Origin of the sequence: Enhydrobacter sp. (assembly GCA_025808875.1) — a bacterium.
Classification (GTDB): domain Bacteria; phylum Pseudomonadota; class Alphaproteobacteria; order Reyranellales; family Reyranellaceae; genus Reyranella.
On sequence record CP075528.1, the window covers coordinates 2,547,370 to 2,572,882 of the forward strand.

General features: G+C 66.8%; 23 protein-coding genes and 1 tRNA gene. 11 read left to right on the forward strand and 13 right to left on the reverse strand.

Going from position 1 to position 25,513, the window contains the following annotated elements; genetic code table 11:
* Positions 1-254: 254 nt before the first annotated feature.
* On the forward strand, positions 255-2,744 hold the full coding sequence (locus KIT25_12685; protein ID UYN97732.1) for a tetratricopeptide repeat protein: 2,490 nt from the start codon (positions 255-257) through the stop codon (positions 2,742-2,744).
* 719 nt (positions 2,745-3,463) lie between these two features.
* On the opposite strand, the gene KIT25_12690 is transcribed toward KIT25_12685, so the two are convergent.
* A tRNA-Ser gene (locus tag KIT25_12690) sits at positions 3,464-3,553 on the reverse strand.
* A 26-nt stretch (positions 3,554-3,579) separates the two neighbouring features.
* Between KIT25_12690 and KIT25_12695 the strand changes: the two genes are divergently transcribed.
* The 10 genes from KIT25_12695 (at position 3,580) to mazG (ending at position 13,307) form a co-directional block, all read left to right on the forward strand.
* Positions 3,580-4,464, forward strand: coding sequence for a lytic murein transglycosylase (locus tag KIT25_12695; protein UYN97733.1), 885 nt, complete (start codon positions 3,580-3,582; stop codon positions 4,462-4,464).
* 49 nt (positions 4,465-4,513) lie between these two features.
* Positions 4,514-5,485 (forward strand): septal ring lytic transglycosylase RlpA family protein, encoded by a 972-nt coding sequence (locus KIT25_12700; protein UYN97734.1) that lies wholly within the window; start codon positions 4,514-4,516, stop codon positions 5,483-5,485.
* A gap of 40 nt (positions 5,486-5,525) precedes the next feature.
* Entirely contained in the window at positions 5,526-6,731 is a 1,206-nt protein-coding gene (locus tag KIT25_12705) for a D-alanyl-D-alanine carboxypeptidase (protein ID UYN97914.1), read from the forward strand.
* The gene (locus KIT25_12710) at positions 6,728-7,363 is read left to right on the forward strand and encodes a dTMP kinase (GenBank protein ID UYN97915.1); all 636 of its coding nucleotides are present in this window, start codon (positions 6,728-6,730) and stop codon (positions 7,361-7,363) included. Before KIT25_12705 ends, KIT25_12710 begins: the two co-directional genes overlap by 4 nt.
* 11 nt (positions 7,364-7,374) lie before the next feature.
* Positions 7,375-8,520, forward strand: a complete 1,146-nt coding sequence (locus KIT25_12715) for a DNA polymerase III subunit delta' (GenBank protein ID UYN97735.1) — start codon at positions 7,375-7,377, stop codon at positions 8,518-8,520.
* A 50-nt stretch (positions 8,521-8,570) separates the two neighbouring features.
* A complete protein-coding gene (gene metG / locus KIT25_12720) occupies positions 8,571-10,124 on the forward strand; it encodes a methionine--tRNA ligase (GenBank protein ID UYN97736.1) in 1,554 nt (517 codons plus the stop codon).
* A 1-nt stretch (position 10,125) separates the two neighbouring features.
* Entirely contained in the window at positions 10,126-10,914 is a 789-nt protein-coding gene (locus KIT25_12725) for a TatD family hydrolase (protein ID UYN97737.1), read from the forward strand.
* On the forward strand, positions 10,905-11,675 hold the full coding sequence (locus KIT25_12730) for an MBL fold metallo-hydrolase (protein UYN97738.1): 771 nt from the start codon (positions 10,905-10,907) through the stop codon (positions 11,673-11,675). Before KIT25_12725 ends, KIT25_12730 begins: the two co-directional genes overlap by 10 nt.
* 2 nt (positions 11,676-11,677) lie before the next feature.
* Positions 11,678-12,409 (forward strand): hypothetical protein, encoded by a 732-nt coding sequence (locus KIT25_12735; protein ID UYN97739.1) that lies wholly within the window; start codon positions 11,678-11,680, stop codon positions 12,407-12,409.
* Positions 12,410-12,485: 76 nt separating this feature from the next.
* The gene (gene mazG, locus KIT25_12740) at positions 12,486-13,307 is read left to right on the forward strand and encodes a nucleoside triphosphate pyrophosphohydrolase (GenBank protein UYN97740.1); all 822 of its coding nucleotides are present in this window, start codon (positions 12,486-12,488) and stop codon (positions 13,305-13,307) included.
* 1 nt (position 13,308) lies between these two features.
* On the opposite strand, the gene KIT25_12745 is transcribed toward mazG, so the two are convergent.
* The 12 genes from KIT25_12745 to KIT25_12800 form a co-directional block, all read right to left on the reverse strand.
* Positions 13,309-14,241 carry an alpha/beta hydrolase fold domain-containing protein gene (locus tag KIT25_12745; protein UYN97741.1) on the reverse strand — a complete coding sequence of 311 codons (933 nt, stop codon included), beginning with the start codon at positions 14,239-14,241 and terminating at the stop codon, positions 13,309-13,311.
* Positions 14,238-14,816, reverse strand: a complete 579-nt coding sequence (locus tag KIT25_12750; GenBank protein ID UYN97742.1) for an AAA family ATPase — start codon at positions 14,814-14,816, stop codon at positions 14,238-14,240. Before KIT25_12750 ends, KIT25_12745 begins: the two co-directional genes overlap by 4 nt.
* Before the next feature lie 6 nt (positions 14,817-14,822).
* Complete coding sequence (locus KIT25_12755; protein ID UYN97743.1) at positions 14,823-15,665, reverse strand: inositol monophosphatase; 843 nt, start codon at positions 15,663-15,665, stop codon at positions 14,823-14,825.
* 4 nt (positions 15,666-15,669) lie between these two features.
* Positions 15,670-15,957: a co-chaperone GroES gene (locus KIT25_12760; GenBank protein ID UYN97744.1), complete on the reverse strand. Its 288-nt coding sequence runs from the start codon at positions 15,955-15,957 to the stop codon at positions 15,670-15,672.
* A 55-nt stretch (positions 15,958-16,012) separates the two neighbouring features.
* Positions 16,013-17,278 (reverse strand): GTPase HflX, encoded by a 1,266-nt coding sequence (gene hflX / locus KIT25_12765; protein ID UYN97916.1) that lies wholly within the window; start codon positions 17,276-17,278, stop codon positions 16,013-16,015.
* A gap of 76 nt (positions 17,279-17,354) precedes the next feature.
* Positions 17,355-17,603, reverse strand: a complete 249-nt coding sequence (gene hfq / locus KIT25_12770; GenBank protein UYN97745.1) for an RNA chaperone Hfq — start codon at positions 17,601-17,603, stop codon at positions 17,355-17,357.
* Positions 17,604-17,708: 105 nt separating this feature from the next.
* The gene (locus tag KIT25_12775) at positions 17,709-18,365 is read right to left on the reverse strand and encodes an HAD hydrolase-like protein (protein ID UYN97746.1); all 657 of its coding nucleotides are present in this window, start codon (positions 18,363-18,365) and stop codon (positions 17,709-17,711) included.
* Positions 18,362-19,225 carry a D-amino-acid transaminase gene (locus tag KIT25_12780; protein UYN97747.1) on the reverse strand — a complete coding sequence of 288 codons (864 nt, stop codon included), beginning with the start codon at positions 19,223-19,225 and terminating at the stop codon, positions 18,362-18,364. Before KIT25_12780 ends, KIT25_12775 begins: the two co-directional genes overlap by 4 nt.
* Before the next feature lie 21 nt (positions 19,226-19,246).
* Positions 19,247-20,659 carry a sigma-54-dependent Fis family transcriptional regulator gene (locus tag KIT25_12785; protein UYN97748.1) on the reverse strand — a complete coding sequence of 471 codons (1,413 nt, stop codon included), beginning with the start codon at positions 20,657-20,659 and terminating at the stop codon, positions 19,247-19,249.
* Positions 20,660-20,691: 32 nt separating this feature from the next.
* Entirely contained in the window at positions 20,692-22,851 is a 2,160-nt protein-coding gene (locus KIT25_12790) for a HAMP domain-containing protein (GenBank protein ID UYN97749.1), read from the reverse strand.
* 77 nt (positions 22,852-22,928) lie between these two features.
* Positions 22,929-24,404 carry a nitrogen regulation protein NR(I) gene (gene ntrC / locus KIT25_12795; protein UYN97750.1) on the reverse strand — a complete coding sequence of 492 codons (1,476 nt, stop codon included), beginning with the start codon at positions 24,402-24,404 and terminating at the stop codon, positions 22,929-22,931.
* Positions 24,401-25,513, reverse strand: coding sequence for a PAS domain-containing protein (locus KIT25_12800; GenBank protein UYN97751.1), 1,113 nt, complete (start codon positions 25,511-25,513; stop codon positions 24,401-24,403). The genes ntrC and KIT25_12800 overlap by 4 nt, the downstream gene beginning before the upstream one ends.

Sequence of the window (25,513 nt, forward strand, 5' to 3'; positions counted from 1 at the left end):
GTGTCGCAGCCAAATTGCCGCTTTCCGGTCCTCGCATAGCCACTGGAAATTGTTATCGAAGCATGCCCCGATGTGGTAGGTACGCCCCGGGGACGACCCCCCGCCGGATCGCCGCCGGCCGCGGATGTGGTCGAGAGGACGCCGGTGGCGCCTGTCCGATGGACGTGGAGCGGGAAGCCAGGTTGAACGCGACTGTGGATACCCGCCGGAACGGTCTCTCGGCCCGGGCGAGGAAAAGTTCGATGCTTGGTCAAATGAACGGACGAGCAATTCGGGTCGGCATCGCCGCGATCGGGTTGGCGACAGCTGCGGCGCTCGGTGCGGCCTCTTCCGCTGTCGCACAACAGCGGGCGGCCCCCATCGCCGGCGAGAAGCCCAGCGAGAAGCGCGCGCTCGACACCTGCTACGCACCGTACGGCCTGAAGCCTGCGCAGAAGATCGCGGCCTGTTCGGAGGTGATCGAGGGCGGCAAGATCCGCGGCGTCGAGCTCGCGATCGCCTACTATCACCGCGCGGTTGCCCAGGCGAACGACGGCGATCAGAAGGGTGCCGTCTCCGACTACAAGGAAGCGTTGCGCGTCTTCACCGACGTCATTCGCGTCTCGCCGGCCAACGCGCCCATCCTGTTCCAGCGCGGCCTGATCTACCACACGCTGGGCGATGCCGATCAGGCGATCGTCGACTACAGCGATTCCATCCGGCTCGCACCGCGCGAAACCTATGCCTACGTCAACCGCGGCATCGTGCTCTACACCAAGAAGGACAACAACGAAGGCGCGATTTCCGATTTCAACACGGCGCTCAAGATCAAGCCCTGCGAGGCGACGGCGTGGATCAATCGCGGCCTGGTCTACAAGCGCAAGGGCGACCTCAACCAATCGATCGCCGACTTCACCGATGCCATCAAGTGCATGGGCGGACGCGTCCAGCCGGTGCCGACGACACCGCCTCCGGCCAATGCGACGACCCAGTACTACGAGGGAATTCAGGCTGCGTCGCAGGCCGCCGACGCCTACTACCAGCGCGGCCTCGTGAAGATCGACAAGAAGGAATACGACAACGCCATTCCCGACTTCAACGAGGCGATCCGCCTGAACCCTGGCGCGGCCGCGCACTATGTCGGCCGCGCGTCGTCCTACATGAACAAGGAGGAGTTCCGGCCGGCCATCGAAGATTTCAGCATGGCCATCAAGCTGGCGCCCGGTGACGCCTACACCTACCTGCACCGCGGCATCGCCTACCACTCGGTGAACGAACCGGACAACGCCATCGCCGACTACTCCGAGGCGCACCGGATCAATCCGCTCGACGTGGCGCCGTTGATCAACCGCGGCATCGTCTACTACTCGAAGAAGGGCCAGTACGATCTCGCGATCGCCGACTTCACCAGGGCGCTCGAGATCGACCGCAAGGAGATCAACGCGCTGATCAACCGCGGCATCTCCTATCGGGAGAAGGGCGATCCGGACAAGGCGATCGCCGACTTCAGCGAGGCCCTGCGGCTCGGCCTGCTCACGGGCGACGTGCTGCAGTTCGGCTCCAACGATCCGGATGCCGTGCGGCACTGGGCGCAGGTCGCCCACGCCCGCTATCAGCGCGGAAACGCCTATGTCGCCAAGAAGGAGTTCGACCTGGCGCTGGCCGACTTCAACGAATCGATCCGCATCAATCCGACCGAAGCGCGCGCCTTTGTGTCGCGCGGCGGCGTGTTCCTCTATCGCAACGACTTTCACAAGGCGATTGCCGACTTCAACGAGGGCATCCGCCTCGATCCGGAGTACGCCTTCGCCTACTTCCAGCGCGGCTTCTCCTATCATGCGCTCGAGGAGCCGGATAAGGCCTATGTCGACTATTCCGAGTCGATCCGCCTCGACCCGCACTACATCACCGCCTACCTCAATCGCGGCATCATCCGCTACACGCGGCGCGGCGACTTCGACGGCGCGATCTCCGATTTCACCCATGCGCTGAAGCTCGGGCCCGACAACGTCAACGCGCTGATGCATCGCGGCGTCGCCTACGGCGCCAACACCGAATTCGACAGGGGCTTCGCCGACCTCAACCGCGCCATCGAGGTCTCGCCCGACTTCGCCAAGGCCTATTTCTATCGCGGCGTCCTGTTCACCCTGCGCGGCAACGCCGATCGCGCTCTTTCGGACTACACCGAGGCGATCCGGCTCGACCCGAATTCGGCCGAAGCCCTGGTCAGCCGCGCCGGCCTCTATGCCCGGCTGGGCGATCACGACCGCGCCATCCAGGACCTGACGGTCGCCCTGAAGGTCCAGCCGAAGGACGCGACGTCCTACTACAATCGCGGCTTCTCCTACTTCGCCAAGGGCATGTACGAGGATGCGCTGTCGGACTACAGCGAGGCGCTGCGCCTGAATGCCAACTTCGCGGCGGCCTACAACAACCGCTGCCTCACGCTCGGCGTCATGGGCGGCACCGATCTCAACCAGGCCCTGCAGGATTGCGATCAGGCCCTCAAGATGGTGCCGAACAGCATCGACGTCCGCACGACGCGCGCCTTCGTCTATCTCAAGCTCGGCGATTTCAACAAGGCTATCGGCGACTACAACGCCGCTCTCCAGATCGACGGCAATCATGCCCGCTCCCTGTTCGGGCGCGGCCTCGCCAAGATCAAGGTCGGCGACAAGGCGGGAGGCGAAGCCGACATGGCTGCGGCGGCCAGGATCGACGGCAACGTCGCCGAGGAATTCTCGCGCTTCGGCGTCAAAATCTAGCGAAGGGCGGCCTCGGATCGCCGCCGGTATGCCAGATGTAGAGCCGGCCGAATTAAAAAACGGCAATTAATTCGTCCTCGTTCCAGATGTAGGGACGGGGGCCACTCTCGCGCCCCGTTGTCACCCCGGGCGGGCGCCCGTGAATGCACCCGCTCAGGGCGACAGGCGTCGTGGCCGGGCGATCGGACGAGACCGCGTGTACACGAGCAAAAACGCCGGCCGGAGTTGCCGGAGTTTTCCTGTCTCACTTTTGGGGCGCACCCCGTCGCGCAAATCGCGCAAATCGCGGAAATCGATCTCGGAAACCTCGGAAACCTCGCAAACCTCCGGCGAGGTGTCGCCGGACAATCGACGTCGCGGGCACCCGCCCGAGATGCCCTCAGGGTGGTGTGCCTGCTCTCTGCCGGAATGCGTTGCGCAAACTGCGGGAACTGCGGAAACCTGCTGTCACGGGTCGGGAGGACGGGTCGGCGGGCGATTGGCGAAACAGAACGTCGATACGGGAAATCCCGCGCGGCCCTCGCGGCCGGGTGTGGTCAGGGTGCTCATGCGCGCATTTTACCTCGACGCGCCCTTGAGGACCTAATCGGGTCGATGGATTCCGTCCGATGCCGATGGCGTCTGCATCGGAAGGCGATTCGACCCCCCGATTCCGGCGCCGGCCGCGAATCTGACTCTCCGGCACGACCACTCGTCTTGTGATGGTGGGTGCCGCGCCGTGGCGGACGGGGTGAGATTCGAACTCACGGTACCGTTGCCGGTACGGCGGTTTTCAAGACCGCTGCCTTAAACCACTCGGCCACCCGTCCCGCCGCGCTGTATAACATAGGCCGTCATGTTGTTCCGTCGATCCTTCTGCATTGGCTTTGCCGGTGCTTCCGTGCCGGTGCTGGGCGCAACGTCCGCGGTTGCGCAGGACGCCAAGTTTGCCGCCTGGCTCGCCGGCGTGCGCCAGGAGGCGCAACGGGCCGGCGTCGATGCGCAGACCCTCGACGCGGCGCTGACCAACGTCGAGCCGATCCCGCGGGTGATGGAGCTGGCGCGCAACCAGCCCGAATTCAAGATGACCTTCGCGCGCTACCTCGAGATCGTCGTCTCCGAGGAGCGGGTGAGGCGGGGGCGCGAACTGCTGCCCGAGCACCGCGCCGTCATCGAGCAGTTCTCCGGCCCGGCCGGCATACCGGCCGAGGTGGTGGTCGCGCTGTGGGGCATCGAGAGCAACTACGGCACGCGGCTCGGCGATTTCGACGTCGTGCCCGCACTGGCCACGCTGGTCTACAACAATTTCCGCGCGGCCTTCTTCCGCAGCCAACTCATCGCGGCGCTCAAGATCCTGTCGCAGGGCCATGTCGGCCTTCCCGACATGAAAGGATCGTGGGCCGGCGCCATGGGCCAATGCCAGTTCATCCCGACGAGCTTCCTCGCCTACGCGGCCGACGGCGACGGCGACGGCCGCGCCGACATCTGGCGGAGCAGGCCCGACGTCTTCGCCTCGACGGTCAACTATCTGCGCCGGGTCGGCTGGCGGCCAGGCGTACACTGGGGCAACGAGATCGGCAGCGCCGAGGCGGGGCAGGGGACGCACATCGTGCGGCCCGCCGGCGCCGACGGTCCGGCCTTCCGCACGAGCGAGAACTTCAAGGTCATCCTGCGCTGGAACCAGTCGAACTTCTTCGCGCTGGCCGTCGGCCTGCTGAGCGACCGGATCGCCGGCCGATAAAGTAGCAGCCTGCACGGACGGCACGACATCGTGTATGATGCGCCGGTCAATGTCGGTACCCCTCGCCGGAAACGAGCGCGAAGCGCCGCAGAAATACATCAAGATCGTCGGCATCCTCCTGATGCTGGCGTGCGCCGCCGCGTGCGGCTCGCGGCAGGGGTCGGGCCCCGGCGCGAGCGTCGCCACCAGCGGCAGCTACAAGGTCGGCAAACCCTATACGATCAAGGGAGCGACGTACTATCCGCGCGAGGAGTTCGACCGCGTCGAGACGGGCGTCGCCTCGTGGTACGGACCGGGCTTCCACGGCAAGTCGACCGCCAACGGCGAGCGCTACGACCAGCGCGACCATACGGCGGCGCATCGCACCCTCCAGATGCCCTCGATGGTGCGGGTCACCAATCTCGACAACGGCCTGTCGACGGTGGTCAGGATCAACGATCGCGGGCCCTATGCCAGCGACCGGGTGATCGATCTTTCCCGCGCCGCAGCGGACGAGATCGACATGGTCCGCCGCGGCACGGCCCGGGTGCGCATCGAGCAGCTTCCGGCCGAGAGCCGCGTCGTCAAGGACATCGCCATGGCCGGCGGCGGCCCCGCCGAGCAGCGCGACGCGCTCGTGCAATACGCCTCGAGCCGGCACACAACGACGCCGGTCGCGACGGCCGTGCGCCCGCAGCCGGCAACCGTGCCACCGCCCGCCACCCGGTCGGTCGTGGTGGCGGCGACCCCTCCGCCTGCCGCATCCTCTTCGACAACCATCGCCGGTATCGCCCAGTCGGCGACGCCTCCGGGCAGCGGCTTCTACGTGCAAACGGGGGCCTTCTCGACCATGGACAATGCCGAGCGGCAACGCGGCATGATCAGCAGCTACGGCTTCTCGGAAATCTTCCAGGGATCGGCGAGCGGGCGCGAGGTTTACCGCGTCCGGCTCGGCCCCTATACCACCTCGGATGCCGCCGGCATCGTCGCCGACCGGCTCCAACGCTCGGGATATGGTGATGCGCGTGTTGTCGCGGACTGAACGACCGTTCCTGCTCGCAGTGCTCTCGGCCCTGCTGGTCATGACCACCGCGTTGCCCGCGGTGTCGCAGCCGGTCGAAATTCATGCCCAGGCGCAGAAACCCGGCACGCGGCCCGCGGCCAAGCCTGCGGCGCCTCCGGCCGCCAAGCCCGAGCCGCCGCCGAGCCTCTCGCAGATCGGCATCACGACGCCGGCCAGGCAGGCCTACATGGTCGACCCGATCACCGGAACCGTCCTTCTCTACAAGGATGCGGAGGCGCCGATGGCGCCGTCCTCGATGTCGAAGATGATGACGGTCTACCTGCTGTTCGAGGAGATCACGGCGGGGCGCATCTCGCTGGACACCAAGTTCAGGGTGAGCGAGCGCGCCTGGCGGATGGGCGGCTCGCGGATGTTCCTGGAGCTGGGCTCGGAAGTCACGGTGGAGGAGCTGATCCGCGGGATCATCGTGCTGTCCGGCAACGATGCGTGCGTGGTGGTGGCCGAGGGACTGTCGGGCACGGAGGAGAACTTCGCCGACCTCATGACCCGGCGTGGACGCGAGCTCGGCATGACGAATTCGATCTTCAGGAATTCGTCGGGCTGGCCGGCCGAAGGCCAGCACACGACGGCGCGCGATCTCGCAGTCCTGTCGTGGCGCACCATCGAGGACTTCCCCAAGCTCTATCGCTACTATGCAGAGCAGCAGTGGACCTACAACAGGATCAGGCAGGAGAACCGCAACCGGCTGCTGCGCACGACACCGGGTACCGACGGCCTGAAGACCGGCCACACCGAGGAGGCCGGCTACGGCCAGACGACGTCGACCGTTCGTGAGGGCCGCCGGCTCGTCCTGGTGGTCAACGGCCTGGGATCGATGGCGGAGCGGGCGCAGGAGACGGCACGATTGATCGAGTGGGGGTTCCGCGAGTTCACCAATACCACCGTCTTTCGTGCCGGCGACGTGCTGGCCGAGGCGCCGGTCTGGTTGGGCACGCGTGGCACGGTACCCCTGGTCATCAGCCGCACCATCCAGCTCACGCTGCCGGCCGGGCAATCCTACCAGCCCCGCGCGGTGGCGCGTTTCGAGGGGCCGTTGCCGGCGCCCATCGCCAAGGGCACCAAACTCGGCACGGCGGCCGTCACGATGCCCGACGGCCGGACCGTGGAATATCCGCTCGAGGCAGGCGCCGATGTGCCGCGCGAGGGACTGTTCGGGCGCACGACCACGTTGCTCAGGCACTACCTCTTCGGCTGGTGGTCGTGACCCTCCCGCGGGGGCGCTTCATCACCCTGGAAGGCGGCGAAGGCGCAGGAAAGTCGACACAGATCGCGCGCCTCAAGGCCTGGCTCGAGGCGCGCGGGCACGATGTGGTCGCCACGCGCGAGCCGGGTGGCTCGCCGGGCGCGGAGATGGTGCGCAAGCTGCTGGTCGAAGGACCCGCCGACAGGTGGGACGGCGTCAGCGAGGCGCTGCTGCACTTCGCCGCCCGCCGCGACCATCTGCGGGTGACGGTGTGGCCCGCACTGGAACGCGGCGCGTGGGTGATCAGCGACCGCTTTGCCGATTCGACCCTCGCCTACCAGGGCCACGGCCACGGCCTCGATCCCGGACTTCTTGAACGGCTCTACGACGTGGCCGTGGGCGACTTTCGCCCGGACCTCACCCTCGTGCTCGATCTGCCCGTCGAGGTCGGCCTGGCGCGCGCCGCCAGCCGGCGCGGCAACGAGACGCGCTACGAGGCGCTGCCGGGCGGCTTCCATGAGCGTGTCCGCGAGGGGTTCCGCGAGATCGCGCGGCGAGCACCCGGTCGCTGCGCCTTGATCGACGCCACCGCGGAAATCGATGTCATCGCCAAGGCGATTGCGCGTACAGTCGTGGAACGGCTGAAGGCATAGCACGGGACGCGATGGCGAGAGGCAAGACGAGCGCCGATCCGGGCGAGCTCGAGAAGCTCGAATGGCCGCACGACTGGCCGCCGCCGTGGCGCAACGAACGGCTCGTCGGCCACGAGGCCGCCGAGAAGACGCTGCTGCAGGCGCGGCAGGGCGGGCGCCTGCACCACGCCTGGCTCGTCACCGGGCCACGCGGCATCGGCAAGGCGACGCTGGCGTGGCGGTTCGCGCGTTTCCTGCTGGCGGGAGCGAGTCAGCCGGGGCTGTTCGGCGGTGCACCGGAATCGGCCGAGGCCGACTCGCTCGAGGTGGAGCGCGACGCGCCCGGACGCAGCCTGGTCGACGCGCGCTCGCATCCCGACCTGTTCCACCTCAGACGCACGCTCAATCCGGACACCGGACGCATCCGCGCGGAGATCGCCGTCGACGACGTGCGCGACCTCGGCGCCTTCATGCACATGACGCCGGCGATGGGCGACTGGCGCGTCGCCATCGTCGATTCGGCCGACGAGATGAATCGCAACAGCGCCAATGCGGTGCTCAAGATCCTCGAGGAGCCCCCGCCCAAGGCGGTGCTGCTCATCGTCGCCCATGCGCCGGGGCGGCTCCTGCCGACCATTCTGTCGCGCTGCCGCCGCCTGCCGCTTCACGCCCTGTCCGACGAACGGGTGAGCGACCTGCTCGCCGTCTACGCGCCCCAGCTGGCGGAAGCGGAGAGGGCGGCCCTGGCACGGTTGGCGGAAGGCAGCATCGGTCGCGCCCTCGACCTCGCGGCGGCGGGCAGCCTGCAGCTCTACGGCGAAATGGTCGAAATCCTGGCGGGCCTGCCCGAGCTCGACATGGCCCGGCTACACGGGTTCGCCGAGCGTTTCGCGCGCCGCGGCGAGGAAGCGAACGCCGATTGGCGGGCGCTCAACTTCCTGCTCGATGGATGGTGGAAGCGGCTGGCGCGCCAGGCGGCGCTCGGCCGCGACGCGAACGCCGCACGGGAAGTCGAGGGCGACGTCGCGGCCCGCCTACTCGCGGCTGCCAGCCTTGATCGGTGGGACGATGCGTGGGAAAAGGTCGCCCACCTGTTGTCCCGCGCGGACGCCGTCAACCTCGATCGCAAACAGACGGTGCTCGGCAGTTTCCTGGCTCTTCAATCGGCGATGCGCTGAAGCGCCGTCACTGGCGCTCCGGGAGGGGCGGCGGGACGGAGTTTCCTGTCATGTCGCCCGCGAGAACCTTCTACACCACGACGCCGATCTACTACGTGAACGACGTGCCGCACATCGGGCACGCCTACGCGACCTTGGCGTGCGACGTGATGGCGCGCTTCAAGCGGCTCGACGGCTACGACGTCCATTTCCTGACCGGCACCGACGAGCATGGCCAGAAGGTGGAGAAGGCCGCCGCGGCGGCCGGCATGTCGCCACAGGCCTTCACCGACAAGGTGAGCCAATCGTTCCGCGAACTGGTCGGCGTGATGAACTACAGCCCCGACGGCTTCATCCGCACCACGGAGAAGCGGCACCACGCGGCGTGCCAGGCGCTGTGGGAGAGACTCGTCGCGTCTGGCGACATCTATCTCGGCAAGTATGCCGGCTGGTACTCGGTGCGCGACGAGGCGTTCTACGCCGAGGACGAGACCGCGGTCGGGCTCGACGGCAAGCGCCGCGCCGGGCCGGTTGGCAACGAGGTCGAATGGGTCGAGGAGCCGTCGTATTTCTTCAGGCTGTCGGCCTGGGGCGAGCGCCTGCTCGAGTTCTACGACAGGAACCCGCGCTTCATCGCGCCCGAGAGCCGGCGCAACGAGGTCATCAGCTTCGTGAAGGGCGGGCTGCAGGACCTCTCGGTGTCGCGCACCAGCTTCTCGTGGGGCGTGCCGGTGCCCGGCGACCCCGAGCACATCATGTACGTCTGGCTCGACGCGCTCACAAACTACATCACGGAGTGCGGCTACCCCGACACGACCGACCCGCTGTGGCGCTTCTGGCCGGCGGACGTGCATGTCGTCGGCAAGGACATCATCCGCTTCCACTGCGTCTACTGGCCGGCCTTCCTGATGTCGGCCGGCGTCGCGCCGCCCCGGCGCGTCTTCGCCTCGGGCTGGTGGACCACCGAGGGCCAGAAGATCTCGAAGTCGCTCGGCAATGCGATCGACCCCGTGGCGGTGACGCGCGAGTTCGGCGTCGACCCGGTGCGCTACTTCCTGCTGCGCGAGGTGCCGTTCGGCAGCGACGGCGACTTCCAGCGCCGCGCCCTGATCGGCCGGCTGAACGCCGACCTGGCGAACGCCTACGGCAATCTCTGCCAGAGGGTGCTCTCGATCGTCGCCAAGAACTGCGGCGAGAAGGTGCCCGCCAAGGGGCCGCTCACGGAGGCTGACGATGCCCTGCTCGCCCGGGCTCGCGGGCTGCTCGCCACGGTCCGGTCGGAGATCGACGAGCAGGCCTTCCATCGCGCCCTGACGGCGATTTGGGAAGTGATCGCCGAGGCCAACCGCTACGTCGACGCGCAGGCGCCGTGGGCGCTCGCCAAGAGCGATCCGGCGCGACGCGACACCGTGCTCTGGGTGCTGGCCGAGACCATCCGGCGCGTCACCTTGCTGGTGCAGCCCTTCATGCCCGATTCCGCGACGAGAATCCTGGACCAGCTGGCGGTGGCCGCCGGGACGCGCGGCTTCTCGTCGTTCGACGTGGAGCTCGCGCCGGGGACCGTGCTGCCCAAACCGCAGGGCGTGTTTCCCCGCTTCGTCGAAGCGGCCAAGGCGGCAGGCTGAGATGCTGATCGACAGTCATTGCCACCTCGATTTTCCCGAGCTGGCGGCCGACGAGGCGGGCGTGGTGGCGCGCGCGCGCGACGCCGGAGTCGGGGGCATGCTGACGATCGGCACACGGCTCGACCAGTTCGCGCGGGTCCGCGCGATCGCCGAGCGCCACGACGACGTCTGGTGCTCGGTCGGCGTGCATCCGCACGAGGCGAAGGAGGAGGGGCAGCGCACCCCCGATCGCCTGATCGAGGCGGCGCGTCACGCCAAGGTCGTGGGCATCGGCGAGACCGGGCTCGACTTCTACTACGAGCACAGCCCGCGCGCCGAGCAGGCGGAAAGCTTTCGTGCGCACGTCGCGGCCGCCCGGCAGACCGGCCTGCCGCTGATCGTGCACACCCGCGACGCCGACCGCGAGACCGCCGAGATCCTCGAGGAGGAACATCGCCGGGGCGGTTTCACCGGGCTGATCCACTGCTTCAGCAGCGGCCGCGCGGTCGCCGAGCGGGCGATGGCGCTCGGCCTCTACATCTCCATCTCGGGCATCGTCACGTTCAAGGCGGCTGAGGAATTGCGCCGGATCGTCCGCGACGTCCCGCTCGATCGGCTGCTCGTCGAGACCGACGCGCCGTACCTGGCGCCGGTGCCGAGGCGCGGCAAGACCAACGAGCCCGCCTACGTCGCCCATACCGCGGCCAAGGTCGCGGAACTGAAGGGCGTGAGCGTCGCCGAACTCGAGGCGGCGACCACCGCCAACTTCTTCCGGCTGTTCACCAAGGCGGAGCGGCGCCCGTGCGCGTGACGATCCTGGGCTGCGGCACCTCGGCGGGCGTTCCGCGGCCGGGGGGCAAGAACGGGATGGGGGAGTGGGGGGCGGCCAATCCCGACGATCCGCGCAACCGCCGGCGACGCTGCTCGATCCTGGTCCAGGACGCCGGCCGGACGGTTCTGGTCGACACTTCGCCGGATGTGCGGGCGCAGCTTCTGGACGCCCGGGTGGAGCGCATCGACGCGGTGATCTGGACGCACTATCACGCCGATCAGGTGCACGGCATCGACGACCTCCGCCCCTACGCCCTGCGCCAGGGTGCGCTCGACTCCTGGATGGACGATCGCACCTACGCGGTGCTGCGCAAGCGGTTCGGCTATTGCTTCGAGGCCGAGGACGGCTTCTACAACCCGATCTATCGCCGCCACGCCATCGACGGGCCATTTAGCGCCGCCGGCATCCCGGTCGTGCCGTTCGCGCAGGATCACGGCACCACGCAGTCGCTCGGCTTCCGGTTCGGCCCGATCGCCTATGCCAACGACGTGGTCGAGCTGCCCGAGGAGGCGTTTGACACCATGGCCGGGGTCGACACACTGATCGTCGACGCCATGCGCTATCGCCCTCACCCGACTCACGCCCATCTCGAGAGGGCCCTGGGATGGATCGAGCGGATTCAGCCGAGGCAGGCGTTCCTGACCAACCTGCATGTGGACATGGACTATGCGGCGCTCGAGCGGGAGACGCCGGCGCATGTTCGTCCATGCCATGATGGATTGGTAATTACTTGCGAATAATCATGTGGTTATTCACCATTCTTTATAAATCAATTGAGGATGGACAAAACGAGTCCGGGGGCCGGCGCCGAACGCTTGCCGGGTTCGCGGCCTGGGTGCTGGCTGGCGCCGCATTCGTCTCCGGGTTTGATGCGGTGGCGAAGGACGGCTTGGCGACGGGCGGTCTGAGCTTTCGCGACTTTGCCACCCCCGACAAGGGTGCCAGCTTCAGCGGGGGCCATTCCGACAGGGTCGGTGGCCCCAACCAGGTACCGTCGCGCGTGCTGGCGATCGAAGCCGACAAGGGCCTCGCCCGGATTCGCTTCGACTCGATCCGGGTCTCGGTGGCGCTGCCGCTGGGCTGGGCCGCGACCGAAGATTGGGAGCGCGGCGTCGCCTACAGTGGCGATCGCCGTTACCGGGTCATCGTGTGGCGGGTGGATTTCGCGTTCGAGGGCGTGAAGGACGCCGAGCACTACGCGGCGACCAAGAGCGGTACCATTCGGGCCCGGCGGCCGCAGATCCAGACGCAGGTGCGACGATTGGGCGATGGCTCGTTTCTCATCGCCTACGAGAACGCCCCGCCGGCCCAGGGTGACGGCGGCAGCCCGCGGGTGGTTTTCGATCTGCTCACGGCGAACCCGAGGAATGCGAAAGAGGGCGTGCTGTTGACGCTCGGCGTGCCCGCCAGCGACGCGGAGCGCGGCCTGAGCCTGCTGGCCTTGATTAGAGATAAGATGGAAATCTCTTGGTAGTTATTTGTTTTATCTAGTTAATTAATATTTGTCATAATATATATTATGCGATAATCTTGTCTGAGAGAAGATGCTGATGTCCGGTCGTCCCACCGCCGCCGACCTCCCGAAGGAGCCCCTGGCACGCCTGCTCCGGGTCATGGCCTGGCTGCGCGATCGTCAGCACGGCTGTCCCTGGGACATCGATCAAACGTTCCGAACGATCGCGCCTTACACCATCGAGGAAGCCTACGAGGTCGCCGACGCCATCGATCGAGACGACATGCCGGCGCTCAAGGAAGAGCTCGGCGACCTGCTGCTTCAGGTCGTCTACCACGCCCAGATGGCGAGCGAGGCCGGCGCGTTCGGCTTCGGCGACGTCGCTCGAGCGATCGCCGACAAGATGGTCGATCGCCACCCGCATGTGTTCGGCGAGGCGACCGTCGCCAACACCCAGGTCCAGACAGCCTCCTGGGAGGCCCGCAAGGCGGCCGAACGCGCGGCAAAGGGCGCCAGTCAGGCTGGCGTCCTGGATGGGGTGGCCCGCGCCCTGCCCGCCCTCCTTCGGGCCGAGAAGCTCCAGAAGCGGGCGGCACGGGTCGGCTTCGACTGGGCGACCATCGGGCCGGTGATGGACAAGATCGAAGAGGAACTCGGCGAGTTGCGCACCGAACTCGCTTCGAGCGCCGTGCGGCAAGACCGCCTCGCCGACGAACTCGGCGACGTACTGTTCGCCGTCGCCAACCTGGCCCGCCACTGCAAGGTCGATCCCGAGGCGGCTCTGCGCGCGACCAACGACAAATTTGAGCTCCGCTTCCGCTACATCGAACGGCAGCTTGCCGCCCAAGGCCGCACGCCTGCCGAGGCTACCTTGGAGGAGATGGAACTCCTGTGGCAGGAGGCCAAGACGCGCGCCTAATCTAGCCCGCTGGCGTGCCCAAGAAGGCCGCGATCGCCGCGTTGGCCGCGTCCGCCTCGGCGGGCAGCACGTCGTGATGCGTGTGGAACGCATGCGGCAGGTCGGGCTGGTAGTACACCGTCGTCGGCACCCCGGCCGCCTCGCATTTGCGGGCAAAGACCAGGTTCTCCTCGTGCAACGGGTCCTGTCCGCCGGCCAGGATGAACAGCAGCGGTAGTGCCTCCAGCCGCCCGAGCATCGGGCTGGCGTAGGGGTTCTGCCAATCGGCGCGGGACAGGTAGCAGGCGCGCTGGAAGGCCAGCACACTGGGATCGGCAATGGGATTGCCCCTGCCCAGTCGCTCGAACGCCGGGTAGTCCTCGAAATGCATGTCGGTCGCGGGGCTGAGGGCAGCGATCCTGTCGGGCCGCCGCACCCCATGGTCCGCGCAGTACAGGGCAAGCGCGAGCGCGAGATTCCCTCCGGATGAGTCCCCGCCGACCGAAACCTGCCCGTCGCACCTTGATCGCAACGCGTTGTAGCAAACCAGGCAATCCTCGAGCCCTTGGGGGAACGGCTTCTCCGGCGCGAGGCCGTACTCGACGCAATGGATTTCCTGTCCCGTCAGGCTCGCCAGGCGTTTGGCCCAGGCAACATGCTTGCCGGAAAGGGGCGCGACCCAGCCGCCGCCATGGAGGTACAGGAAGGCATCGCGCACGCGCCCCGGCGGCCGCATCACCGTGACCGGGACCGCCCTTCCCGCCGGCCCGCGAACCACTCCGTCCTCGCGCGTGACGTCCTGAAATAGGCAAAGCTCCGGGTGATCGGGATTGCCCCAGCTCGCCCGCACCATCTGGACCCACTGGTCCCGCAAGCTCCGAGATCCCGCGAACTTGGCGTAGATCGCCGACGCTGACCCGGGCCTTTGCCAGACCGGCAGACCCTCGTCCGTCATGCCAACAACGAGCGAAGCTGATCGATCCGCTCCTCACGCGAACCCGTCACCTCGACAAGCCGCGGCCCCTTGCTGCCGAACAGGTCGTAGAGTCCGTCACGGTAGATGCGCTTGAAGTGCCGGTCGACCTCCCAGCGGTACTCCTTGTCGACCAGGCGAATGCCGTCGTCCTCGAGATGGATCGGATGCTTCTGCGTCACCGGCACGAACACCACCGCATCGAGGAAGGCGAGCGACTCCCGCACCGGCTCGACCAGCGATTGGACGAAGGCCATATCGAGGTCTGTCTGCTTGTGGTGGGCCGTATAGATGGAATAGGCGATGTAGTCGATCGGGCAGCGATCAAAGATCACGTGATCGCGGGCAGACCGATACTGCTGCACTCGGCTGATGTTGTAGAAGCACTGGATGCCGTTGCAGTAGCGCGTCGATTCCTTGCCGAACTTGATCGGATAGAGGTCACGTAGCGCGCGATACGGCTCCTCCTCGTGGACGAATTTGCCGATCGACTTGTGGATGTCCGCCACCAGCGTGCTCTTGCCCACCGAATGGGTCCCCGACACTGCAATACGCATGCGCCCCTACCTCGATTTCGACGCCAGCAACGGCATCTCGACCGCCTCCAACAACCTGCGCACCTCGCCCAGCACCGCCGGCGTCGCAGCGGCGATGATGCCTGCCTCGCGCCCCTGCGCCGGAGCGTAGGGGGCGCCACCGAACTGGATCGCGGCGCCACCGGCCTCCGTCAGCATCAGTGCGCCGGCTGCGTGGTCCCATGGCTTGATCATCCGGTAGAGGCAGAAATCCCAGCGGCCCGACAGGATCTCCAAGTATTCGACACCGGCGCAGCCCAGCGTGTCGAGCTTGCCGAGGCGCCGGCGCACCGCTCTTGGCAACTGCCGTTCGAATTCCCTGCGGATCCTGTAGCCCACGAGGCCGTTCGGCCGGTCGGTCGCCGGCCACTCCTGGCTCGAGACGGGCCTGCCGTCCAGCGTCACTCCCCCGCCCGCCAAGGCGACCGCCAAGCGGTCCCCCGGCACGTCGAGAATCCATCCGGCAACGGTGCGGGCGTCCTCGACCAGGCAAACGATGATGGCGAAGCGATCGCGGCCGGCGGCGAAATGGGCCGTGCCGTCGAGCGGATCGACGATCCAGCATCTCTCGCCCGGGCGACCGATCAGTTCGAGAAGGCCGGGATCGCTCTCGACCGCTTCCTCGCCGACCACCGGCACACCCGGCAGGATCTTCGCCAGGCCCGAGGCGAGCCGCTGCTCGGCCGCGACATCGGCCACGGTAACAACATCGCCCGGCCCCTTCAGCCGAACCTCGTCCTTCGCAAGATTGCGAAACCGCGGCACGAGCTCCACCGCCGCAGTCTCGCGAATCAGCCCGGCGACACGCTCGGCATCGCGGGCGTCCAGCATGGGCTCAGCCGAGAATGCCGAACAAATCCTCTTCCTTGAGGATGACGTGCTCGACGCCACCCAGCTTGACCTCGGTGCCCGACCACTTTCCGTAGAGCACCTTGTCGCCGACCTTGACGCCGAGGGGCTGCAGTCGCCCGTCCTCGAGGCGCTTGCCCTTGCCGACGGCGACGACCTCGCCCTGCATGGGTTTTTCCTGGGCTGTGTCGGGAATGATGATGCCGGCCTTGGTCCGCGTCTCGGCGGACATCGGCTTGAGCAGCAGGCGGTCGTGCAACGGCTTGAATTTCATGAGGTTTTCCTTCATCCGGGCCGGCCGGCCTTATAGGAAGCCCTACCCCCGGGTGTCAACGCGCGAGGCGGCGCTCGAGCTGGGCCGCCGCGGCGGCATCGAGCGCGACCGTCAGGCGTGCCGTCTCGCCGTCGTCACAGCGGCTGCGCACCTCGCCATGGCGATACAGCCAGGCCAACGTCGCCCCGTCGCTGAGCGGCACGGCGATTTCACGGGTCTGACTGTCGTCCGCCACCAATTCTCCGATCGCCTCGAGCAGCCCTTCGATCCCCTCCCCGCTCACCGCCGAGACCGGGAATTGGCGGGTCCGTCGCGAGCCCGTCGTCGACCGCAGCTGCAGCGTCCGGCGATTCTCCAGCGCCAGCAGGTCGATCTTGTTCAGAGCCTCGATGATCGTCGCTCCGCTCTCTTCCGTGGCGCCGAGCTCGCGCAGGACGATCTCGACGTCGGTCCTCTGCCGCTCGCTGTCGGGATGGGCGATGTCGCGGACATGGACGATCAGGTCGGCCTCGAGCACCTCCTCGAGGGTGGCGCGAAAGGCCGCGACGAGATGCGTCGGCAGATCAGAGACGAATCCGACCGTGTCGGAGATCACGCAATCCCGTCCGTTGGGCAGCGTGATCGAACGCATCGTCGGATCGAGCGTCGCGAAGAGAAGGTCCTTGGCGAGGACGTCGGCGCCGGAGAGGCGGTTGAAGAGAGAGGACTTGCCGGCGTTGGTGTAACCGACGAGGGCAACGGTCGGCAGGCGCGCCTTCTGGCGGCCGGACCGGTTGAGGGCGCGCGTGCGCCGGACGGCCTCGAGATCCCGTTTGATCTTGACGATGCGCTCACCGATCAGTCGGCGATCGATCTCGATCTGCGATTCACCCGGGCCGCCGAGAAAGCCGAAGCCGCCTCGCTGGCGCTCGAGATGGGTCCACGATCGGACCAAACGACCGCGCTGGTATTCGAGCGCCGCCAGTTCCACCTGCAAGCGGCCTTCGTGCGTTTGCGCCCGTTCGCCGAATATCTCGAGGATCAAGCCGGTGCGGTCGATCACCTTGGCCTGCCAGGCTTTCTCGAGGTTGCGCTGCTGTATCGGGCTCAGCCGATCGTCAACGATGACGAGCCCGACACCGAGCTCGGCAACGGTCTGCTTGATGCGCTCGACAGTCCCTTTGCCGACCAGCGTGGCCGGTGTCATGCGCCGCAACGGCACGGCCTGGGCCAGCTTCACGTCGAGCGCGATGGCCTGAGCGAGGCCGACCGTCTCCTCCACGCGGGCCTGCGGGTCGCGGCCGCGATCGCCGTGCGAGAGCGGACACACGATGGCGGCCACGGTCACCGGCTTCGCCGTCTCGTGTCGATTCCGCCTGCCCTTTTCGTGATCGGTGCGATCGATGTCCGCGGTCAAATCAGCCTGCTGCTTCGCCCTTGTCGCCGTCGAACAACTGGACCGGCGTCACCGGCATGATGGTCGAGATCGCATGCTTGTAGACGAGCTGCGAATGACCATCGCGGCGCAGCAGCACCGAAAAGTTGTCGAACCAGGTGACGATTCCCTGCAACTTGACGCCGTTGACGAGGAAGATCGTGACCGGCGTCTTGTTCTTGCGGAGATGGTTCAGGAAGACGTCCTGAACGTTCTGTGCCTTTTCGCTCATATTCTTGGCCTCTTGTTGGGCGCCCGGCCAGACTTGCGACCGCCGGTTGGAGGGTGTGGGTCCTTTCCCACTACCGAGTTGCAACAAATATAGGCGTCATTCGGGTCAAAGCAATGCCGCCAGTTCATGACAATCGCGTGCGTGAAGACGCGGCGGGAATTCACGTAGCCGATCCGCCAATTGCTCCGCACCGCCGAACAGCACGGGAAGACACCCGGCCGCGTGGGCACATTGGAGGTCTGCAGGCGTGTCTCCCACCATCCACACGTCGTGGTCGGGGGCAATTCCCGTGCCGGCAAGTGCCAGATAAATCGGATCGGGGGCCGGTTTGTCACGCTTTGCGTCCTTGGCGCCGACCGACCGTGAAATCCAGCGATCCCAACCGAGATGCGCGACCTCGGCGCGGAGATTGTCGCCCACCTTGTTGCTGACGACGGCGACGTAGTAGCCGGCGGCGACGCAACGCTCCAGCAACGCGGCCGCCCCTGGCAAGGGCGCGAGGCGCTCGAGATGGATGCGAAGGAAGGTCTCGTAGAACACCTTTTCGGCCTCGCCTGCCCTCGCGCCGAACAGCGTCGGGAAAATGTCTCTCAGCGACCCGTGCGCGCGCTGCCTCACCTGCTCCGCTAACCACGGTGTCTGTCCAAGCGCCAGGAACGTATCCCGGTAGCACTCGACGATGGTCGGCCAGGTGTCGACCAGTGTGTTGTCCCAGTCGAACAGAACCGCCCGTGGCGGCTGCGGCCTGTCCGGCTCCGTCATAAGACGGCCTCGCCCTCCGACGCGAAACGTACATATTCCTCGCGCAGCCGGCGCGCGGTCGGACCGGGCGCGCCGTTCCCCACGGGACTGCCGTCGATCTTCACGACGGGAGTCACGAACGAAGTGGCGCTGGTGATAAAGGCCTCTCTTGCCTGCTTGGCTTCGCTCAGGGTGAACGGGCGCTCGACCAGCTTGAGCTGCAAGGCATTGCACAGCGACTTCAGCGTCCCGCGCGTGATTCCCGACAGAATGCCGTTGTCGGCCTGCCGGGTCACGAGTTCGCCGTCGGCGGTGACGATCCAGGCATTGGTGGAAGCCCCCTCGGTGACGCATTCCTGACCGTCGACGAGCCAGGCCTCGTAGGCTCCGCTTTCGCGCGCCGCCTGCTTGGCCAGCACGTTCGGCAGCAAGGCCACTGTCTTGATGTCGCAGCGTTCCCAGCGGATATCGCGTTCGCTCTTCACCGCCACACCGGTGCCGGCGTCGGCTTCCGCCCGCTTGGCATTCTTGGTCGTGACGACGAGAGCCGGTCTCACGGGCTGGGTCGGGAAAGCATGATCGCGCCGCGCCACGCCGCGCGTCACCTGCATGTAGATCAGCCCGTCGCGCAGCCGGTTCCGTCGCATCAATTCACGCAGGATGAATTGCAGGGCCGCGCGCGGCACGGGCCAGCCGATCCGCAGTTCGCGCAACGACCTGTCCAGCCGGTCGAGATGCGGTCCCTCGTCGATCAACCGGCCGTCACGTACGCCGACCACCTCGTAGACTCCGTCGGCGAGCTGGTAGCCGCGATCCTCTATGTGCACGCTCGCGAGGCGATGATCGACATAGCGGCCATTGACGTAGGCGAAGCGCGCCATGGTTTGCTCTCCCGCTGTCCGTTACGCTGCAGGGTCGGAGCCGCCGCGGTCGTCGACGCCGCCGCCGTGAAGCCCCAGGGACTTGAGCTTGCGATGCAACGCCGAGCGCTCCATGCCGACGAAAGTCGCCGTGCGCGATATGTTTCCGCCGAATCGGGTCACCTGAGCCAGAAGATACTCCCGCTCGAACACTTCGCGCGCATCGCGCAAGGGAAGCTGCATGATCTCGCCGCCCTTCTCCCAGCGCAGGACGGATGGCGCATCCTCGCTCACGTCGCTCGGCAGCATGTCGGCCCGGATCGTGCCGCCGCCGGGCGGCGCCAGGATCAACAGCCGCTCGATGACGTTTCGGAGCTGCCGGACGTTGCCGGGCCAATCGTGACCCTGCAGGGCCGCCAAGGTGTCCTCGCCGATCGCGCGCGCCATCAATCCGGTGGCGTCGGCTACGCGCCCCAGCAGGTCGGCCGCCAGTTCGGGAATGTCCTCACGGCGATCGCTCAGTGCCGGCACCTTGAGGGAAACGACATTGAGCCGGTGAAACAGTTCCTCGCGGAAACGCCCGGCCGATATCTCGTCCTGGAGGCTTCGAACGGTCGACGCCAGCACCCGCACGTCCACTTCGACGCGGGTCGTGCCGGAATCACGGAAGTACGACTGCTCCTGCAGGACGCGCGCCAGCTTGCCCTGCAACGGCACCGGCAGATCGCCGACTTCCTTCAGTAACAGCGTTCCGCCGTGCGCCAGTTCGAACGCGCCGGAGACATGCAGTGCCTCGCTGCCGTTTTCGCCGTCCGTCCCGAACAGCTCCAGTTCCAGCCGCTCCGCCGGCAGCGCCGAACAATTGACCACAATGAACGGCCCGTCGGCGCGCCTGGACCCCTGATGAATCAGGCGGGCGACGGTTTCCTTGCCCGAGCCAGAGGGACCGGCGATCAACACCCGGCTGCCGGTCGGTGCCACCTTCTCGATCTGGCTGCGCACACCGCTCGCGCCGGAGGAGGAGCCGACGAAGGCCACCTCCCCGCCTGCCCGCCGGCGAAGCGTGGCGTTCTCGCGCTTGAGGCGGTCGGCCTCGATGGCGCGGTCGACGACGAGAAGGAGGCGATCCGCCTTGAAGGGCTTCTCGATGAAATCGTAGGCACCGCTCTTGATCGCCGACACGGCGGTGTCGATCGTGCCATGGCCGCTGATCATGACGACGGGAATCGGCGGCTCTTCCCTGCGGATGACGTCGAGCAGCTGCAGACCGTCCAGTTCGCTGCCCTGCAGCCAGACGTCGAGAATCACCAGCGCCGGGCGACGCTGCCGGATAGCATCGATGGCCTCGCTGCTGTTGTGCGCACGTCGCGGGGTGTGTCCTTCGTCTTCGAGGATACCCGCGATCAGCGTGCAGATATCGCGCTCGTCGTCGACGATGAGAATATCGTGGCCCATTGCTCTTCAAACTGTCCGCATAGGTCAGCGGATCATTGTGCGGCGGTCGCATGCTGCGACACCGACGCGATCTCCTTCGCGTCGCGCCGGAATACCAGACTGATCCGCGCACCGCCAGCCTCGGCATCCTCCAGCAACAGCCGGCCGCCATGATCCTCCATGATCTTCTTGACGATCGCGAGGCCGAGGCCCGTCCCCTTGCTCCGCGTCGTCATGTACGGTTCGGTAAGCCGGTCGCGCCCCTCCTTGGGCAGGCCCCTGCCATTGTCCTCGACCACCACGCTGACCCGCGCGCCGTCGTCGTGGAGAGCGAGAGAAATGCGACCCGGCGGCAACACGGCATCCCCCTGCTGCTCTCTTCCATCGATCGCCTCAGCGGCATTTTTCAGGATGTTGGTCAGCACCTGGCCGATCTGGCGACGATCGCAGATGAGCGGCACGGCATGCTCCGGCAGTTCGGCGTAATAGTGAACCTGCGGATTGCCGCTGCGCTGCAGAAAGAGTGCCTGCTGGCAAAGTTCCTTGGCATCCTCGAGCTGTACCGTCGGCCGTGGCATCCGGGCGAAGGAGGAGAATTCGTCGACCATGCGTCCGATGTCACCGACCTGGCGGATGATCGTGTCAGTGCACATGGCGAAGGTTTCGGGATCCTCCTTGACCTGCTTGAGATAGCGCCGCCTCAGACGCTCCGCCGAGAGCTGGATCGGGGTCAGAGGATTCTTGATTTCGTGGGCGATTCGGCGGGCCACGTCACCCCAGGCCGCCATGCGCTGCGCGGACATCAGATCCGTCACGTCATCGAAGGTGACGACGAAACCGGCGTCCGACGCTGCACTTATGCGCACCAGCAGTATCCGCCGGATGCCGCGCTGGACGATCTCGATCTGTCCTTGCGTCACACGGTCCGGCCGCTCCACCGCCTGCGCCGCAAGCGCTGCGATCTCCGGCATCACCTCCGTCAGTCGCCGCTCCAGCACGCCATCTTCGGGCAGTGCCATCAGGTCGAGCGCCGAACGGTTCGTGCGCGTGACGGTGCCCGCGCTATCGACGCTCAGCACGCCGGCCGACACGCCGGCCAGCACCGCATCCGTCAATCTCCGGCGACGGTCGAGCTCGGTGTTCGCCTGAACCAGTTCGCTGCGCTGCTGCTCGATCTGGCTCGTCATGCGATTGAAGGAGCGCGACAGCTGCCCCAACTCGTCGTCGGGAGGACCTTCCTCGACGCGGGCGGCAAGGTTGCCCGCCCTGACGCGTTCGGCCGCCGCCATGAGGCCGCCGATCGGCGCGGTGAGACGCGTGGCGAAGACGATCGCCAACCAGACCGCCGCCAGCAGCATCAGAAGCGCAATGGCGCCGCAGACGACGAAAATGATGAGCTGACTGTCGCGCAGCCGGTCGCCGATCTGAGAATAGAACTGGCCGGCGAATTCGATGCTCTTGATGTAGTCGACGACCCGCAGATCGACGGCATGTCCCGTGACCAGGAACAGCGGTTCCTCGATGAAGAGCTGCATGACGAAGTAGGCGCCGCGGTCCGATTCGAAATTCACCGGTCGGCCCTGATTCACCGCCTGCCACAGGAATTGGGGCGGCGGCACGGGGTTTGCGATCGTCTCGGCATCGGGGGACTTGGCCAACGCCAACACTCCCTTGTCGCCATCGATCACGGCAGCTTCGATGATGGCGCGGCCGGCGATCAGTTGCTCCAGTCGCTTCGCCGTCTCGGGTCCATCGCGCACCCCCTCGACTCCCGTCTCCTGGAGGGGCGCCGATATGGCGGCGATGTCGCGCAGGATTTCATCCTCGCGTGCGCGGCGCACGGGCTCGCCGATGGCGCGCGCCGCTTCGAAGGCCGCCTGCGACGGCTTGACCACGAAATCCGAAAGATTGATCACCAGCAGCGACAGGATGATGGTCACGATGAGCGTGGGCGCGATGGTGAACACGCTGCAGACCAGCACAAGACGCATGTGGAGACGGGAGCCAGCCGCGCCTCTGCGACGATCCAGCCAGAGTTGCGTGACGCGAACCGCCAGGACCGATACCAGCGTGATGGCGATGACCAGATCGGCGACCAGCAGTCCGGTCATCCAGCCCGACGTGCCGAATGCTGCCGGCATCAGGCCGGCGATCCACGCGTAGGTCGCCGCGCCCGCGAGCATGGCCAGGGCGGCGAGAGAAATGGCTGCCACGCGGCCGGTAAGGCCCCGTCTCAACGCCGCCACCCTGTCGCCCAAGCGCGAAACGCCCAGCGAAGTTGTCACAGATGTCACCCGCCTCTGCGGACCTGCGGCGTGCGTACCACGGGGACGTCGAGGTCCTTGATTTTCTTGCGCAACGTATTGCGATTCAGCCCCAACAGGCGGGCGGCGCGCAACTGATTCCCGCGCGTCGCCCCCAAGGCGAGCGACAGCAGGGGCCTTTCCACCTCCGAAATGACACGATCGTACATCCCATCCGGCGGGAGGCGGTCGCCATGTGCGGCGAACAACGCCTGGAGATGGCGGTCCACCGAATCGGCCAGACTGGCGTCGCTCGGCATCCCGCCCGCTGGAACGTCCGGCTCCGGGGATTGCAAGGCGTCGGCCAACTCGGCTTCGATCGTCTCGACTCCGATCACCTCCTCCGAATAGAGCGCCGACAGGCGACGCACGAGATTGACGAGCTCTCGCACGTTGCCCGGCCAGCGGTGCTGCTTGAGTCGGCCCATGGCCTCGGGCGAGAGCACCTTGGCAGGCAGCCCGTCGCTCGTCGCCAGCCGCAGGTAGTGGTTGGCGAGTTCGGGAATGTCGTCGAGCCGTTCGCGCAGTGGCGGCAACCGGATCGGCACCACATTCAGGCGATAGAACAAATCCTCGCGAAACAGCCCCTGCTGGATGAGCCGCCGCAGATCGCGATGCGTGGCCGCCACGATCCGGACATTGGCCTTGATCGGCGTGCGGCCACCGACCGTCGTGTACTCGCCCTCCTGCAGGACGCGCAGCAGCCGAGTCTGGGCCTCCGGCGGCATGTCGCCGATCTCGTCGAGGAACAGCGTGCCCCCCGCCGCCTGCTCGAATTTGCCGGCCGAGCGCTGGACGGCACCGGTGAAGGCGCCCCGCTCGTGGCCGAACAGCTCGCTTTCGATCAGCTCCCGCGGAATCGCCGCCATATTGAGCGCGACGAACGGGCCCTTGCGCCGCTTGCCGTAGTCGTGGAGTGCGCGGGCCACCAGTTCCTTACCGGAGCCCGACTCGCCCGTGACCATCACCGTCAGGTCGGTCGACATCAACCGGGCGAGCGCGCGGTAGATTTCCTGCATGGCCGGCGAACGGCCGATCAGCGGCAGCCGCTCGCCGTCCTCCGGCGGTTCGACCACCCGCGATCCTGACGGCGCCGGCGCCGTCAGGGCGCGATTGACGACCGAGACAAGCTCGTTGAGATCGAACGGCTTGGGCAAGTACTCGAATGCGCCGCGTTCCGTGGCCCGCACCGCGGTGAGGAGCGTCGATTGGGCGCTCATGACGATGATGCGCAAATCCGGGCGCAGCTTGCGGATGCGCGGCACCAGATCCAGGCCGTTCTCGTCGGGCATGACGACATCGGTGATGACGAGCTGACCCTCGCCTTCCTGCACCCATTGCCACAAGGTCGCGGCGGCACCGGTGCTGCGGACCGTGTGTCCCTGCCGACCGAGCGCCTGGTGCAGGACGGTGCGAATGGCGCGGTCGTCGTCGGCGACGAGGATGGTGGCGGCTGAGGTCATTGGGCGGTCTGGGGCAATTGCAGCGGCAGCATGACTCTGAAAATCGTCCGGCCCGGCGCGCTGTCGAACTCGATGGCGCCGCCGTGGTCGTTGATGATCTTGGCCACCAAAGCAAGACCCAGGCCGGTTCCGGTCGGCTTGCTGGTCACGAAAGCGTCAAAGAGATGCGCGCGCATCTCGTCCGGAACTCCGCTGCCGTTGTCACGGACCGAGACCACCAGCGGCAGGTTCACTCTTGCCTGCTGCCCCGGCAGGGCGAGCCGCAGGCCGTGGCGGAACGCCGTCGACAGCTCGATCTCCCTCTCGGAATCCCCGAGCGCCTCGCACGCGTTCTTCACCAGATTGAGGAAGACCTGGATGAGCTGGTCGCGGTCACCGAAAACCTCCGGAAGCGACGGGTCGTAACTCTCGACGAAGCGAACCCGCTTGCCGAAGCCGTTCTCGGCGATGCGCCTGACGTGATTGAGGACCTGATGGATGTTGAGCGGGCCGCGCTCGACCGGCCGGCCGTCGGCGAAGGCCTCCATGCGATCGACCAGCGCGACGATGCGGTCGGTTTCCTCGCATATCAGGTTGGTCAGCTCGCGCTCCTCGTCCGACACCGAATGCTCAAGCAACTGCGCCGCGCCACGGATGCCGGACAGCGGATTCTTGACCTCGTGCGCCAGCATCGCCGCCAGCGCACTGACCGAGCGGGCGGCGCTGCGATGCGACATTTGCCGGTCGATGTTGCGCGCGATGGACTGCTCGATCAGCGACACCGCCACCAGGCCGTCGCTTTCCACGATCGGCGACAGGCGAACGGCGCAGAACCGATTGCCGATGCGCGGCGACGCGAGCGTAACACCATTCTCGGCCACGGCGCCGCCACCCGCCATGACCTGCTCGAGCAGGGAAAAGAGCGGCGTGTCTTCGGGAAAGAACTCGCTCAGGGGATGGCCGACCAGACGGGTGCGGCCGGCACCGAAGAATTGCTCGGCCGACAGGTTCGCGTAGTGCACCAGCGCGGCGCTGTCGACGACCAGGATCGCCTCCGACAACGAGTCGAGAATCGCCGTCGGAAACTCCTCGCCCACGTCGTCGGTGCGCTTGAGGGACCGTATCGCCAT